At 67.7% G+C, this 14,833-nt stretch carries 14 protein-coding genes; 4 read left to right on the top strand and 10 right to left on the bottom strand.

What is annotated here, in order from left to right:
- Positions 1 to 24 precede the first annotated feature (24 nt).
- From HNR14_RS04075 to HNR14_RS04115, 9 genes are all read right to left on the bottom strand, one after another.
- Entirely contained in the window at positions 25 to 1,026 is a 1,002-nt protein-coding gene (locus tag HNR14_RS04075; protein WP_179699996.1) for a glycosyltransferase family 2 protein, read from the bottom strand.
- Complete coding sequence (locus tag HNR14_RS21290; RefSeq protein WP_179699997.1) at positions 992 to 2,134, bottom strand: MFS transporter; 1,143 nt, start codon at positions 2,132 to 2,134, stop codon at positions 992 to 994. Before HNR14_RS21290 ends, HNR14_RS04075 begins: the two co-directional genes overlap by 35 nt.
- A 100-nt stretch (positions 2,135 to 2,234) precedes the next feature.
- Positions 2,235 to 3,395: a hypothetical protein gene (locus HNR14_RS04085; protein ID WP_179699998.1), complete on the bottom strand. Its 1,161-nt coding sequence runs from the start codon at positions 3,393 to 3,395 to the stop codon at positions 2,235 to 2,237.
- A gap of 32 nt (positions 3,396 to 3,427) precedes the next feature.
- Complete coding sequence (locus HNR14_RS04090) at positions 3,428 to 4,285, bottom strand: Ppx/GppA phosphatase family protein (RefSeq protein ID WP_179699999.1); 858 nt, start codon at positions 4,283 to 4,285, stop codon at positions 3,428 to 3,430.
- Positions 4,282 to 4,737, bottom strand: a complete 456-nt coding sequence (locus tag HNR14_RS04095) for a hypothetical protein (protein WP_179700000.1) — start codon at positions 4,735 to 4,737, stop codon at positions 4,282 to 4,284. Before HNR14_RS04095 ends, HNR14_RS04090 begins: the two co-directional genes overlap by 4 nt.
- Positions 4,738 to 5,154: 417 nt before the next feature.
- Entirely contained in the window at positions 5,155 to 6,252 is a 1,098-nt protein-coding gene (locus tag HNR14_RS04100; RefSeq protein WP_179700001.1) for a Gfo/Idh/MocA family protein, read from the bottom strand.
- Complete coding sequence (locus HNR14_RS04105; protein WP_179700002.1) at positions 6,237 to 6,929, bottom strand: ThuA domain-containing protein; 693 nt, start codon at positions 6,927 to 6,929, stop codon at positions 6,237 to 6,239. The genes HNR14_RS04100 and HNR14_RS04105 overlap by 16 nt, the downstream gene beginning before the upstream one ends.
- Before the next feature lie 18 nt (positions 6,930 to 6,947).
- Complete coding sequence (locus HNR14_RS04110; RefSeq protein ID WP_179700003.1) at positions 6,948 to 8,135, bottom strand: Gfo/Idh/MocA family protein; 1,188 nt, start codon at positions 8,133 to 8,135, stop codon at positions 6,948 to 6,950.
- A 96-nt stretch (positions 8,136 to 8,231) separates the two neighbouring features.
- Complete coding sequence (locus tag HNR14_RS04115) at positions 8,232 to 9,272, bottom strand: LacI family DNA-binding transcriptional regulator (protein WP_179700004.1); 1,041 nt, start codon at positions 9,270 to 9,272, stop codon at positions 8,232 to 8,234.
- 26 nt (positions 9,273 to 9,298) lie between these two features.
- On the opposite strand from HNR14_RS04115, the gene HNR14_RS04120 reads away from it, so the two are divergent.
- The gene (locus HNR14_RS04120) at positions 9,299 to 10,273 is read left to right on the top strand and encodes an acetylxylan esterase (RefSeq protein ID WP_179700005.1); all 975 of its coding nucleotides are present in this window, start codon (positions 9,299 to 9,301) and stop codon (positions 10,271 to 10,273) included.
- Positions 10,274 to 10,382: 109 nt separating this feature from the next.
- Here HNR14_RS04120 and HNR14_RS04125 read toward each other — a convergent pair whose 3' ends face one another.
- The gene (locus HNR14_RS04125; protein WP_021764501.1) at positions 10,383 to 11,381 is read right to left on the bottom strand and encodes a LacI family DNA-binding transcriptional regulator; all 999 of its coding nucleotides are present in this window, start codon (positions 11,379 to 11,381) and stop codon (positions 10,383 to 10,385) included.
- A gap of 226 nt (positions 11,382 to 11,607) precedes the next feature.
- Between HNR14_RS04125 and HNR14_RS04130 the strand changes: the two genes are divergently transcribed.
- The 3 genes from HNR14_RS04130 to HNR14_RS04140 are packed head-to-tail and all read left to right on the top strand — an operon-like array spanning position 11,608 to position 14,815.
- Positions 11,608 to 12,894, top strand: coding sequence for an extracellular solute-binding protein (locus HNR14_RS04130; RefSeq protein WP_179700006.1), 1,287 nt, complete (start codon positions 11,608 to 11,610; stop codon positions 12,892 to 12,894).
- 47 nt (positions 12,895 to 12,941) lie between these two features.
- Positions 12,942 to 13,925 carry a carbohydrate ABC transporter permease gene (locus tag HNR14_RS04135; RefSeq protein ID WP_343064559.1) on the top strand — a complete coding sequence of 328 codons (984 nt, stop codon included), beginning with the start codon at positions 12,942 to 12,944 and terminating at the stop codon, positions 13,923 to 13,925.
- The gene (locus HNR14_RS04140) at positions 13,922 to 14,815 is read left to right on the top strand and encodes a carbohydrate ABC transporter permease (protein WP_179700008.1); all 894 of its coding nucleotides are present in this window, start codon (positions 13,922 to 13,924) and stop codon (positions 14,813 to 14,815) included. Before HNR14_RS04135 ends, HNR14_RS04140 begins: the two co-directional genes overlap by 4 nt.
- Positions 14,816 to 14,833: the final 18 nt, after the last annotated feature.

Genomic DNA, 14,833 nt, shown 5'->3' on the forward strand with positions numbered 1-14,833 from the left:
GGTTCCCGCGGTAAATCCGTCCGGCTACGCGGCCTTGCGATACAGGGAGACGATCTCCCGCATCACACGGTCCGACAGCCGTCCGTCCTCAATGTCCTGCACGATCGCTGAGGCTTCGGCCGGTGAGTACCGGCTCTCGCACATCCCTTGAAACACGAACGTCTCCAGGGTGTCGTATTTGCGAGCCATCTGCCTCGCGTTTCGCTGCAACTCTCGTTGACGAAGAATCAAGTCCAGATCGTAGTCGCCGCTCGAACCAATGGGGTGTACTTGGTGATAGTTGATCGCGTCCTCCACGTATTGGAATGTGCAGCCCGCCCGCCACAGACGGTAGCCCAGGTCCGTGTCCTCAGCGCCCCATCCCTCGTACGACCCTTCAAAGCCATCGACGCCCTCGAAGACAGCACGGCCGATCGCCACGTTTGCGGTTGTCATCGCCAACCACGGCAGGCGGTATCCCGCGAATGCATCGCCATGGGCAGCCCGTACCGCGTCGAAATTGTCGCGATGGCTCGGGAGCAGGTATCGCCGAAGCGCCTCTTCGACCCCGAGCCCGAGGATGTCCTCAGGTGTTACGAGATCGGCGACGCAATCCAGCGACCCATCGACCGCAGTCGCTGCGAGCAGAGACGCCGGCACGGAAAGCGAATTCGGAATCCACCGAGTGAGAGCCTGCCTCTTCTGGCCGATTGTAATCTGGGTCGAATCCGACGCTGCTCGCACGTGCGCCTCCACGAAGTCGCCGCCAGGAATCCGGTCATCGTCGCAGAACACCAGCAGTCGGCCGCTCCCGGCGTAGGCGCCGGTATTGCGCGCGGCACCCCTCCCTGCGTTCGCTTGCCTGATGAGGTGAAAGTCCACGAGACCATGCAGTGGAGCAATCGCGGGGTCAAGGTCGACGGAACCGCCGTCGTCGACGATGATCAGTTCGAAGTCCCCATAGGTCTGCTGCGCGAAGCCCGCCAAGGTCAGTGCAAGGTAGGCCTCCTTGTTACGTGTGGGAATGACGACGGTCACGTCCGGCATCGATCTTCCTTCCTTGTCGAGCATTGAGCAGAAGCGTGACGAGAGCCGTCGCGCACAAGACAGCACCGACCACGAATATGCCTGGTCCATAGCCGGCGATCAGAAGAGGCAGGAGGATTCCCACCAGACCTCCGATCTGCAAGCTCCCCTGGTAGAGGCTGGCACCACGTTCTGCATGCTGGGTGGCCTCCACGAACCTCTGCACACCGAACAGCTGAAAGCCCGAAGTGAAGAATGCGTAGAGGATCTGCGAGGTGATCAGGATCCAGAGAGACGTTCCGGCAGCGACGAGCAGCATCGAACACGCTCCCACGAAGGCGACGAGCATCAACGGCGTCACGCTTCGCGCGCGATCGCCGATTCGACCGAGCGGTCTCACGACCAGGAGCTCGCTGACGGCTGTAGCGACGAAGAGAAGGCTGATGACGGATGCAGTGACACCGACATGCTGCGCGTACAGCGGGAAATAGGTTGATCGGAGCGAGTCTGTGGCGCGAAGCAGGGAGATCGCAACACCGAGTAGCACGAGTGCCGTCACGCGGACTCGCGGGCCTCCGAACCGATCACCTGAAGGGTGCGGAGGTGGAGAACTCGGTTCCTCGCGGACGCGACGCCACACGATCTGGAGAACCACGGTGACGGCCAACGCGACCAGTGGCACCTGAAGCGCGGCCCCTCCCATGAGGGCGACCCCGGAATACGCCCCCAGACCCGCGATGTACCCGAAGATCCATATGCGTCGCGCGGAGGCCATCGACGAGCCGACACGTGCGCCGGATTCGCCCGACGACACTATGCGGCCCAGGTAGATCGGATACTGAACCGAGTACGCCGCCATCAGAACTGCAGCTGAAAGCACAACCGCCAGTGGCAACGCGAACGCGAAGATCAACAGCAACATGCCGACGAAGACGGCCACGGAAGACAGCAACAAGATCAGAGATGATCCCAGTGCCGCTCTGAGTCGACGTTGCGGCGCAAGGTTGATCGCCGCCCCGCTCAGATTCCAGAGCACGAAGAAGACGGCGATCCCCCACTTGTCGACTCCCGCATGGTCGAGAGTCAAAACGAGTGGGACACCGAGACTCCCCGAAAAGACGGCGTTCACGAAAAGAAGAGCAGTCGTTGACGACTTCGGTCGACCGCGCCTTCCAATCGCACTGCGCGGCGCGGAACTCACCTCGTGCATTCGATTCGTGCGAATGTTGCTAGCGCGGCGCATGTGGTGCTGCCGTCAGCAGAGCGACGAGACGCTTCTGATCCGCCGTGACGTCGATGTCCGTCGTCTCCGATATCGCCCGATCAGGTAGTGAGTCGATCGCTGCTCGGATCTCGGTCCACGGTGGCCTGTCTCCGGTCTCGTCGACCGCAGCCCCCCAGACGGTCCCGACCAGGGCCGGGGGATGGAGGACGAGATTCGGGCCCTCGCTCGCGGCACGCATTCCGTTAGCCAGTCGTTCTGGGTTGTGACCGGGTAGCGCCACTGACGGGATCCGGTCGGCTAGGCACTTGAGCGTGATTCCGTGCCCCCCATGGTGCACGATCGCCTGAAGACTGTGACCGATCCGGTCCAGATCCCAGAGCGGTGCGACCTCGAGATTTCTCAACCCGAGTGGGCCGCAGCCGTCGTCATCGAGTCGGCTGCCCCCCGTGGCGATGTAGATTCGACCTGGCCAGCTCGAGAAGGCTTCCCTGAACTCAGGATCGATTTTTCCTACGGTGCGGTAGAAGAGGAGGCTCGTCGCGTGAGCCCCTGCTCCGCCGGAGCCGCGGTCCAGCAGTCCCGTGTACACGACGTCCACCTCGGGCGAGGCGAACCAGTCGACCGGTTCGAGGTCTTCGGAACTCGGGATTGCTACGCGACTGCGACAGAATAGCCACCGAGCGTCGTCGCTGATGGGGAGATGTCCAATGGCAACCAGCTCATGGTTTATCGCGTCGATGGGCAGAAGCCACGTTTCCGGAGTCGTTCGTCCGTCGTAGCAGTACCCCGGCAGCTGATTGTCTTGGCAGAGTGAAACGATCGGGATCTGTTCCGCGAGGGCGGCGAGCATCATCGAGACACGGTTATCGTTGACGACAAGCGAAGGCCGCACGCGACGCAAGAATTCCCGATCAAGCGCCACAGACGCTGACAGGACTCGGCCCTTGTTCCAATCCATCCATGGGTCGATTTCTTCTGCCCACGGCTCATATCGATGGTATTGCCAACCGGCTTCGAGGATCCGCTGCACGTGCATGGAGTTGGAATGTCCATAGACAATCGGTGTCCAACCCTCGTGGTCAAAGGCACGCCCGATTTTCTCGAGTCGAGCGATGTGTCCGTGTCCACGACCCCACGATGTGAGCAGCACCGTCTTCTGTGTCATCCGCTCGCCGTCGAGCGACCGAGAGCACGGGCTCACGAGTTTCCATGGGCGATGTTGAGGTCGACGGGAGCGAACCGATGGACACCGCTCCGCTGCAGACAGGCGATCACGATCGAATTCGACGCGATGGCTCCTGACATCCACCGCGCGTCGTACGGCGATCGACTCTCAAGGTCGTGGTTGGACCATCGTTCCATCCGTGCGGCGAAGATCTCGAAATCATCGGCCAAGCACCAGATCCCTTGCAGAGGGACACCAAAACTCTCAAGGTACGTCCGCTCACCCCCGGTGTATGCGAACTCGCCCAACCAGTCGGGAAGTTGACCGGCCACGAATTCGCGACACGCCGTTACTTCTCGTTCAGAGGGGCCTTTGGAGAGCCCGAACCGGCGATTCAAATCCGCGATTCCGAAGGGAAGTAGATGTGTGAGACCCGTCGGCGAGGTCACCTGGATGCTCCCCCCACCGACGTTTATGGCATCGAGCGAGGCGAGGACCGACTCTCTCGCCAATGCCCGCCTCATGAGATCTGCTTCCGACTCCTGGTCGATGATCGAGACCGAGATACCGAGGAATTGACACGCTGTAGCCAATGTCTCGCCGAGGTTCGGCCGGCGACGGAACGCCGCAGTAGCAAGTGCAGTCACGCTCTCGAGATCCGGCACTCCGTTCAGGAACCGCTGGAGGAACTCGCCAAGTTGATCCGCACTGATCTCCGCATCGAGGATTTCCCATGTTGCCGTTCGTACGAGTCGAAAAGATTCGCCCTGCTGTTCGTAAAGCTTGACACTGTGGCTACCGAGATCGAGCGTGTACGTCGCGGCGTCGGGCCGAACCGATGGCCCGCGCCGGGACTCGACCGCTCCCTGCCCATAGTCGACACGGCTCACGCCACTGCCTCGTGATTCTCCTTGAAGCCGGCGAGTGTCGCCGAATATCGCGTCGGCAGCAGCGGGAACACCTCGTGGATCGGGCGAGTGTACCCCGCAAGATTCGGGTCGCTGACCGGCTCCTGCGTGAGTACTTGCACGCCCTGGGCGATCGCGTATCCGATCTCCATTGTCGCTGCCGCGCCGAGATACCCATCGATGTTTGCCACGACAATGAATGTCGAGTGCCGAATCATGGCGAAGATCGAGTCTTGAAGCGTGCGAGGGTCAGTTGTCGGGTCGAGGTCCAGCAACACGAACTCGTCTGTGGGGTTGATGATCGTTTCGCTGACGGGCGCGAGCACGCTCACGCGTTCGGCTTCGAGCGCCGCTTTCAGCGCGAGCATCTCGGCGAAATGACGACGGTAGGATCCGCTGATCACCGCCTTGAGTGCGATCGTGTTCGCGGTCATCGACGCGCTCCCGAATCCTCACCGTGGATGCCGGTTCCCTCGGCAGAGCATATGCTGGTCGCTCGCAGGTAATGTTTCGTCATCGTTGACTTCCTTTGAATGCAGAGGCAGACATTGTTGTCCGCGCCCTGCGTGGAGATTAGCCAGCGACCGCGACTCCGACAGAACCACCGCAAGCAATTCAGTGCAGGTTCACATCACATTAAGTATGTCCGGCCTCGAAAATCAGTACGAAGCTTCCATCCTGCGATGAGCCGCGCCAGCCGGACAGTTCCTCCGACAAGTGGTCGGGCGAAGGCGGGACGGCGGGACAGGTCATAGCCACCGCTTCGGGCGTAGTTCGCAAGCCCCCCGGGCGGGGTGACGCAACCGATCTCCTATCCCGGGAACTCGCGTTCAGCGCGCTGATCGACGCCCTCACCAGCTCTCCGGACGCGCTCCCAGCGGCACCGGCGCCGGCCGCTCGACCGTGGACGCGAGCGTGACGACCGCGTGCTCGCGGCCGGCCGTGACGACCGCCTCCATGATCTCCAGCACGTGGAAGGCCAGGTCGCCGGAGGCGCGGTGCGGGCGGTGCGTCTCGATCGCCCGGGCCAGGTCGGCCAGTCCGACGCCGCGGCCGGCGTCCGCGTAGCCGGCGGCGACGGGGACCTCCCGGAACTCCCGGTCCTCGGCGGTGGCGATGAGCACAGCGTCGGAGAACTGGTTGGGATCGGGCACCGCGATCGTGCCGCCGGTGCCGTGCACCTCGAAGAGCGGGATGCGCGTGGCCCACACCTCGAACGACATGGTGACGGTGGAGGCGACGCCGGATGCGTGCTCGAGGATGGCGGTCACGTGGGTGTCGACGCCGACCGGGATGGCGGCGCCGGCGAGCGGGCCGGTCGCGACGGTCCGCTCGCGTGACGACCGCCCCGTGACGCCGGAGACGCGCACGACCGGACCGAAGAAGGTGACGAGACTGGTGAGGTAGTACGGCCCCATGTCGAAGAGCGGGCCCCCACCCGGCTGGTAGTAGAACGCGGGGGCGGGATGCCACAGCTCGTGCCCGGGCGCGCTCCACGCCACGGCCGCGGCGACCGGGGTGCCGATGCGGCCGTCATCGATCAGGGCGCGCGCGGTCTGGATGCCGGTGCCGAGGACGGTGTCGGGCGCGCTGCCGACGCGCAGGCCGAGCTCGGCGGCGCGGGCAAGCACCGGTGCGGCCTCGGCGGTGGCGAGCGCCAGCGGCTTCTCGCCGTAGACGTGCTTGCCCGCCTCCAGCGCGCGCAGCGCCACCTCGGCGTGGGCCTGCGGGATGGTGAGGTTGAGCACCGCGTCGATGCCCGGATCGGCGAGCAGGTCCTCCACCGAGAGGGCGCGCACGCCCTGCTCGCCGGCGACCGCGGACGCCCGTGCGAGGTCCAGATCGGCCACGGCCTCCAGCCGCAGCCCGGGCAGCGCCGGGAACTGGGCGAAGTACTGCCGGCTGATGTTCCCGACGCCGATGACGCCGATGTTCAACGGGCTGCCCACAGCAGTCCCCTCTCGATGATGGTGCGGACGGGCTTGCTCTCGACGATCTCGAGCCGGTGGCCGGGGGCGGAGACGAAGACGCGGCCCTCGCCCCACTGGCGCGTCCAGATCGCCGGCGCCGTCACGGGCCGGTTCCACGCATCCCACGGCCGCACCGACTGCGTCGTGGTGGCGAGGACGTCGTTGTACTCGTCGGAGAGCACCCAGTACTGCTCGCTCACGAGATCGAAGTCGTCGATCCCGGCGGTGATCGGATGGGTCTTGCCGTACTCGGTGATGTGGACCGTGTACGGGATGTAGTTGTCGCTCTGCTCGCCGGTGCGCTCGGCGGGGTCCTTGCCCGCGTGGTGGGCGAACTGGCCACCGATCATGTGGAGGTAGTCGGCGCTGTTCCGGTACGCATCGGCGATTCCGCCGTGCCAGCCCGCGAGACCCGCACCATTCAGCACGGCGCGCTGCAGCCCGGCGAGCTCGGCCGGCTCGATGGTGCTCATCGTGTTGATCTGGACGATGAGGTCAACGGTGTCCATGAACGGCTCGTCCGCGTAGACGGCGGGCGAGTCCTCGACGCGCACGGTGAAGCCGTTCGCCTCGAGGAAGGGGATGAAGAGGTCCGTGGTCTCGACGGGCATGTGCCCGTCCCAGCCGCCGCGGACGACGAGGGCGTGTCTGGTCATGGTGCCTTTCGAGGTGGCTCAGATGGTCGGGGTCCAGGCGCTGCCCGCGGAGGCGCTGCGCTCGACGGCGTCGAGGACGCGCTGGATGTGGAGGCCGTCGGCGAACGACGGTTCGGGGTCGGTGCCGCGGGCGATCGCGGTGACGAGGTCGACGACCTCGTGGCTGAAGGCGTGCTCGTAGCCGATGGCGTGCCCGGTCGGCCACCAGTTGGCCATGTACGGGTGCTCGGGCTCGGTCACGATGATGCGGGTGAAGCCCTGCTCCCCCGCGGGCGCCGTGGCGTCGTAGAACTGCAGCTCGTTCATCGCCTCCAGGTCGAAGGCGATCGCGCCGCGGGAGCCGGACAGCTCGATCCGCAGCGCGTTCTTGCGTCCGGTCGCGTACCGGGTGGCCTCGAAGGCGCCGATCGCACCCGCCGCCGCGCCGCCGACGAGGCGGGCGGTGAACCACGCCGCGTCGTCCACCGTCACGCGTCCGCGCTCCGCTGAAGCGGTCCCGGAGAGCCCGACGGTCTCGCCGAGCAACGGGCGCTCCTCGACGAACGTCGCGAGCGTGCCCGACACGCTCGACAGCTGCGAGCCGGTCAGGTGCTCGACGAGGTCGATCGCGTGGGCGCCGATGTCGCCGAGGGAGCCGGAGCCCGCCTGCTCCTTGTCGAGCCGCCACGTCATCGGGCCGTCCTCGTCGGTGAGCCAGTCCTGGAGGTAGAGGGCCCGCACCTGGCGGATCGTGCCGAGGCGCCCCTCCGAGACCAGCCGCCGCGCGAAGCCGATCGCGGGCACCCGCCGGTAGCTGAACCCCACCATCGACCGCACGCCCCGGGCGGCGGCGCGCTCGGCGGCGGCGACCATGGCCTCCGCCTCCGCGACCGTGTTGGCGAGCGGCTTCTCGCAGAGCACGTGCTTGCCCGCATCCAGGGCCGCGATCGCGATCTCGGCGTGCGACGAGCCCGGCGAGCAGATGTCGACGACGTCGATGTCCGGATCGTCGATCACGCGACGCCAGTCGGTCTCCGCCCGCTCCCAGCCGAATTTCGCGCGAGCGGCCTCGACGCGTTCGGCGTCGCGCCCGACGATCGTGCGCATCACGGGCTCGGCCGGGAGGTCGAAGAACCGCGGCGCGACCCGCCAGCCCTGCGAGTGGGCGGCCCCCATGAAGCCGTAGCCGACCATCGCCACCCGCAGGCGGCCCGTCGAATCCGTCATCGTGTCCCGCTCCCTCGCGCTCGTCCGGTGGCGACGCTAACGGCGGCTCGGAGCGGCCCGCAAGTTACCGCGGACGGATTGGAAAACTTTCGTGGATCACCTCGGCGGGCCGGCCGTGGAGCTGCGCACGACGAGGGAGGTCGCCAGCTCGATCCGCGTGACGTCGGCCTCCCCGGCCCGCATCCGCAGCGCGAGCCGGGTCGCCTCCTCCGCCATCTCCTGCAGGGGCTGCCGCACCGTGGTGAGCGGCGGCCGTGCCCAGAGCGCCGGCCGCACGTCGTCGAACCCGACGACCGACACGTCCTCCGGGATGCGGAGCCCGAGAGCCGCCGCCGCGTCAAAGACGCCGAGCGCCTGCGTGTCGTTCGCCGCGACGATCGCGGTCGGGCGCTCGGGGAGGCCGAGCAGCCGACGCCCCTCCTTATCCCCCGACGCCTGGCCGAACGTGCCGACCCGCGCGAGCTCCGGGTCGAACGGGATGCCCGCCTCGGCGAGCGCGGACTGGTACCCGGCGACGCGGGCGCGCGAGCACATCAGGTCGGTCGGGCCCGAGATCACCGCGATGCGGGTGTGGCCGAGGTCGAGCAGGTGACGCGTCGCGGCGACGCCGCCCGCCCAGTTGGTCGCGCCGACGGCGGCCATGTCCGCCGGCGGGTCCCCGGCGGGGTCGACGACGACCACCGGGATGTTGCGGGTGCGCAGCTGTGTGCGCTGCACGGCCGTGAGGTTCGAGAACTGCAGGACGACCGCGAGCGGTTTGCGCTGGAGCACGCCGGCGATCCAGTCGTCGCCGAAGCTCCGATGGTCGCCGACCACGCTGAGCGTGAGCACCAGCCCGTTCTCGCGGGTGATCCGCTCCACCCCGCGCAGGATCTCGATGGACCACTCGCTCTCGATGTTCTCGACCACCACCTCCACCGTGCCGCCGCGCTCGGGATCGAGGCCGCGGCGGGCGTATCCGGAGCGGAGCAGGAGGCTCTCGACGCGCTGTCGCGTCGCGGCCGAGACGCCCGGGCGGCCGTTGAGCACTTTGGACACCGTCGAGAGGGAGACGGACGCCTCGCGGGCGATCGCCTCCAGCGTGGGCCGCGCGGATGCAGGGGAGGCGGGGGATGCGCCCACCCGTCGTTCGGCCATGCTGTCACTGTGCCACAATGTCGGCCATGCCTCTCTCCGACCTCACCCACGCCGAGCTGCTGGCCTACCGCCCGGAGGTCGACGAACCGGCCGACTTCGACGCTTTCTGGACGCGGACGCTCGCCGAGGCGCGTGCCGCCGGAGGCGCCGCCACCCTCGTCCCCGCCGAGACGCCGATCACGCAGCTGATCGTGGAGGACCTCACGTTCCCCGGTTTCGGCGGGGACCCGGTGAGCGCGTGGGTGACGCGGCCGAAGGAGGCCGACGGGCCGCTCCCCGCGGTCGTGCAGTACCAGGGCTACGGCGGCGGCCGCGGCCTCCCCGGCGACAACGCCCTGTGGGCGCTCGCGGGATACGTGCACGTGATGGTGGACACGCGCGGCCAGGGCAGCCGGTGGGGTTCGGGAGGCGACACCGCCGACCCGCACGGCGCCGGGCCGTCGGTCCCCGGCTTCATGACGCGCGGCATCGAGCACCCGGACGACTACTACTACCGCCGGGTGTTCACGGACGCGGTGCGCGCGGTGGATGCCGCGCGCGAGCTGCCGTTCGTCGACCGCGACCACGTCGCGGTGACCGGCGGCAGCCAGGGCGGCGGGATCGCGATCGCGGCCGGCGCGCTGGCCGACGGTGTGGCCGCCGTGCTGCCCGACATCGCCTTCCTGTGCGCGTACCGGCGCGGCGCGGACGTGGCGGCGGACGGCCCGTTCATCGAGCTGGCGCAGTACCTGTCGGTGCACCGCGACCGGGTGGACGACGTCTTCCGCACGCTGTCGTACTTCGACGGGGTGAACTTCGCCCGCCGCATCCACGCGCCCGCGCTGTTCTCGGTCGCCCTGATGGACACGATCGTGCCCCCGTCGACGACCTTCGCCGCCTTCAACCGCCTCGCGTCGGAGGACCGCACGATCGAGGCCTACGCGTTCAACAACCACGAGGGCGGCGGCACCGTCCACTGGCAGAAGCAGGCGGTCTGGCTGCGGGAGCGCTTCGCCGCCTGAGGCGCCGGACGCTCCGCGCGGCCGCTTGCGACTGCGCCGTCCCGGGACGATTGCGCGCCGTCGACGCGCCGCAATCGTCCCGCGGGACCGCAGTCGCGCCGCAGTCGCTTCAGCGCGGGGGCGCGGTCGTGCCGCGGGTGATGAGGCGCGTAGGGAGGACGAGGTGCGTCTTCTCGGGGGTCTCGCCGGCCATCAGGGCGGTGAGCATGCCGACCGCGGCGGCGCCGAGGCCCTGGATGGGCTGCCGGATGGTCGTGAGCTGCGGCGTCGACTGCGACGCCTCGGGCACGTCGTCGAAGCCCACGACGGCCAGGTCGCCGGGGACGTCGATCCCCAGCTCCGCCGCGACCTCGATCACCGTGAGCGCCGAGAGGTCGTTCGCCGCGAACACCGCTGTCGGGCGGCCCGGCTGTGCGAGGAGTCGCAGCGCGGCCTCCCGCACCGTCTCGGGCTCGTAGCGCCCGATGGCGACGATCTCGGGGTCGTACGGCAGCCCCGCCTCCCCCAGCGCGCGCCGGTAACCGGCATCGCGCAGCCCGGAGGAGCGCAGATCCGGTCGGCCGGCGAGAAAACCGATGCGCCGATGGCCGAGCTGCACCAGGAACTCCGTGGCCTGGCGGGCGCCGCCGAAGCTGTCGGACTCGACCGTGGGGAGGTCGGCACGGCCGGTGTGCGGGTCGATGGCAACGATCGGCACGTCGGCGGAGACGTTGACGACGGTCGGGGTGACCATGATCACGCCGTCGATCAGGGTGCCGCTCAGCCGGCTCAGCGAGCGGCGCTCCCAGCCCTCGGGCGAGAGCTGGCGCGACCCGCTGTACGCGAGGAGGTCGTAGCGGGAGTCGTGCAGGGCGGCGCCGACGCCCTTCAGGATCTCGGCGCTGAACGGCTCGAAGTCGGCCACGAGCACGCCGATCACGCCGGTCTGGCGCGACCGCATGCTGCTGGCGACGAGGCTCGACTCGTAACCGAGCTCCTGCACCACCTGCAGCACGCGCTCCACGGTCTGCACGGCGACGCCGTAGCGCCCGTTGACCGCTTTCGACACCGTGGCGACCGAGACGCCCGCGGCCTCGGCCACGTCGTTGATCGTCGGTCGGCGTCCCATGGAGCGCGAGCCTAGCACCGGAAAACGGTATTGAAAACGATATTGAAAACGTTTGACACGTCTCGGCGGGGTTGCGACACTTCAGTCACCGTCCGGGTCATCCCGGGTCCTGCGAGGTCGACCCCGCCGCCGCGAACGAGGCAGTTGCACGGCGGACGAGACGACACCCGAACCGGGGCACCGCGCGGCGGCGCCCCACTCAACGAAGAGAACAGGTTGGAATCACATGAAAGGCATGAAGCTCCTGACAGGGGCGGCTGTCCTGGTTCTCGGATCGCTGGCGCTCAGCGCCTGCAGCGGTCCGTCCGACAGCTCCAGCGACGGCAAGGTCTCCATGACCCTCTGGCACAACGCCACCACCGGTCCCGGTGCGGCGTTCTGGAAGACCACGGTCGCCGACTTCGAGAAGGCGAACCCCGACGTCACCATCAAGGTCCAGGCGATCCAGAACGAGGACCTCGACGGCAAGCTCCAGACCGCGCTGAACTCCGGCGACGCCCCTGACATCTTCCTGCAGCGCGGCGGCGGCAAGATGGCCGCGATGGTGCAGGCCGGGCAGCTGATGGACCTCAGCGACAAGGTCTCGTCCGACACCAAGAAGGTCGTCTCCGACGGCTCCTTCAAGGCCGAGACGTACCAGGACAAGGTCTGGGCCATGCCGGTCTCGGTGCTGCCGGGCGGGCTGTTCTACAGCCAGGACCTGTTCAAGGCCGCCGGGATCACCGAGGCGCCCGCGACCATCGACGACCTGAGCGCCGATGTGCAGAAGCTCAAGGCCACCGGCGTCGCCCCCATCGCGCTCGGCGCGAAGGACGCCTGGCCCGCCGCGCACTGGTTCTACTGGTTCGCGCTGCGTGAGTGCTCCGGCTCGACCATGGAGAAGACCGCCGACTCGAAGAGCTTCTCCGACGGCTGCTGGCTGAAGGCCGCGCAGGACCTGCAGGACTTCGCCGCGCAGGATCCCTTCAACGAGGGCTTCCTCACCACCTCGGCCCAGCAGGGCGCCGGCAGCTCGGCCGGCCTCGTCGCCAATCACAAGGCGGCCATGGAGCTCATGGGCGCCTGGGACCCGGGAGTGATCGCCTCGCTCACCCCTGACCAGAAGCCGCTGCCCGACCTCGGCTTCTACCCCTTCCCCGAGCTCTCGGGCGGCAAGGGCGAGCCCGGCTCCATCATGGGCGGCGTCGACGGCTACTCGTGCTCGGCCAAGGCGCCGAAGCAGTGCGCCGACTTCCTCAACTACATCGCGACCACACCGGTGCAGGAGGCCTACTACAAGGCCTTCAACGCCCCGCCGGTCAACACGGAGGCGCAGAAGCAGGTCACCGAGCCCTACCTGCAGGACGTGCTCGCCGCCTACAACAAGGCGCCGTACGTCTCGCAGTGGCTCGACACGGTGCTCGGCCAGAACATCGGCAACGCGCTGAACGTCGCGGTCGTCGACATGCTGGCGGGCAAGAGCGACCCGAAGGGCCTCATCCAGGCGGCGAATGACGCCGCCAAGAAGGGCTGAGAGGACCACTCGTGAGCAGCACCCGCGAGACCACCCGCCCCGGCTCCGTGTCGACGTCGGATCTCGCGCAGCACGACGGGAGCGGCGCTACAGCGTCGCTCCCGTCGCGGCCGCGCCGGCGCGGCGCCGGCTGGGCCGGCCGCGCAGAGATCGCGATCCTGGCCGGCCCGGCCGTCATCGTCTTCCTGGCCTTCGTGATCCTCCCGGTCGCGATGGCCGCCTACTACGGCTTCTACCGCTGGGCCGGATACGGCCCGCCCACCGACTTCGTCGGACTCCAGAACTACGTCGTCATCCTGACCGACCCGGCGTTCCTGCAGGCCATCGGCCACAACGCCTTCATCGTCGTGATGTCCCTGGTCATCCAGGGCCCGATCGCGATCCTGCTGGCGCTGCTGCTCAACCGAAGGATGCGCGGCCAGTCGATCATCCGCATCCTGATCTTCGTCCCCTACGTGATCTCGGAGGTCGTCGTCGGCACGGGCTGGAGCCTGATGCTCTCGACCAACGGCGCGCTCAACGGGATGCTCCACAACCTCGGCCTCGGCAGCCTCGCGCACGACTGGCTCTCCGACCCGAACATCGCGATCTGGACCCTGATGGGCATCCTGACCTGGAAGTACGTCGGCTTCGCCGTCATCCTCTTCCTCGCCGGCCTGCAGGGCATCCCGGAGGAGCTGTACGAGGCGGCCGCGCTCGACGGCGCGTCCTATTGGCAGATGCAGCGCCGGATCACCCTCCCCCTGCTCGGACCGACGCTGCGGATCTGGGCGTTCCTGTCGATCATCGGCGCGCTGCAGCTCTTCGACCTCGTCTACATCATCTGGGGACAGTACGTGGCGTCGACCGCGGGCACGTCGACCATGGCGACCTACATGGTCGCGAACGGCCGCAACGCGGGCAACTACGGCTACGGCAACGCGGTCGCGGTCGTGATCTTCCTGATCTCCCTCGTCGTCGCGCTCATCTACCAGCGCTTCGTGCTCCGCCGCGACACCGCGGGCGCCCTCACCGAAAGGAAGACCCGATGACCGCGCTCACCGCCGGGCGGACCCGGCGCCGCGGGAGCGGCACGAACCCGTCCAAGCGTTCCACGAAGGAGCGCCTGCCCTGGGGCTCGCCGACGGTCTACTTCATCGCGTTCGTCGTGATCGCCCTGATGATCGTGCCGATCATCTACATCATCCTGGGCGGCTTCCGCACCAACTCGCAGATCACCGTCGACCCGGCGGGCTTCCCGAACCCGTGGAACGTGCAGAACTATCTGAGCATCCTCGGCGGCAGCGTGTTCTGGGGGCAGGTGCTCAACTCTACGATCGTCGCGCTGGTGACCACCATCGGCGCCGTCGGACTCGGCCTGATGGCGAGCTACGTGCTCGCCCGGTACCAGTTCCGCGGCCGCGGCGCTCTCTACGCGCTGTTCGCCGCCGGGCTGATGTTCCCGATCACGGTGGCCATCACGCCGCTCTACATCGTGGTGCGCAACCTCGGCCTGATGAACTCGCTCGGCGGCGTCATCATCCCGCAGATCGCGTTCGCCCTGCCGACGACGATCATCATCCTGGTGCCGTTCCTGCGCGCCATCCCGGACGAGATCCAGGAGGCGGCCTTCATCGACGGTTGCAGCCGCCTGGGCTTCTTCTTCCGGATGGTGCTGCGCCTGTCGCTGCCCGGCGTGATCACGACCGGCATCCTGGCCTTCATCGGCAGCTGGAACAGCTACCTGCTGCCGCTGTTCATCCTCAACAACGACGCGACCTTCACCCTGCCGCTCGGCGTGCAGGCGTTCTCGTCGCAGTACGCCACCGACACGGCGCAGGTGCTCGCGTTCACCTCCCTCTCCATGATCCCGGCGCTGATCTTCTTCAGCCTGTTCGAGCGCCGCATCGTCGGTGGGCTGACCGGCGCCGTCAAGGGCTGACCGGCCCCTCCCCTGGCG

Source organism: Leifsonia naganoensis, assembly GCF_013410615.1.
GTDB classification, from domain to species: Bacteria; Actinomycetota; Actinomycetes; order Actinomycetales; family Microbacteriaceae; genus Leifsonia; species Leifsonia aquatica.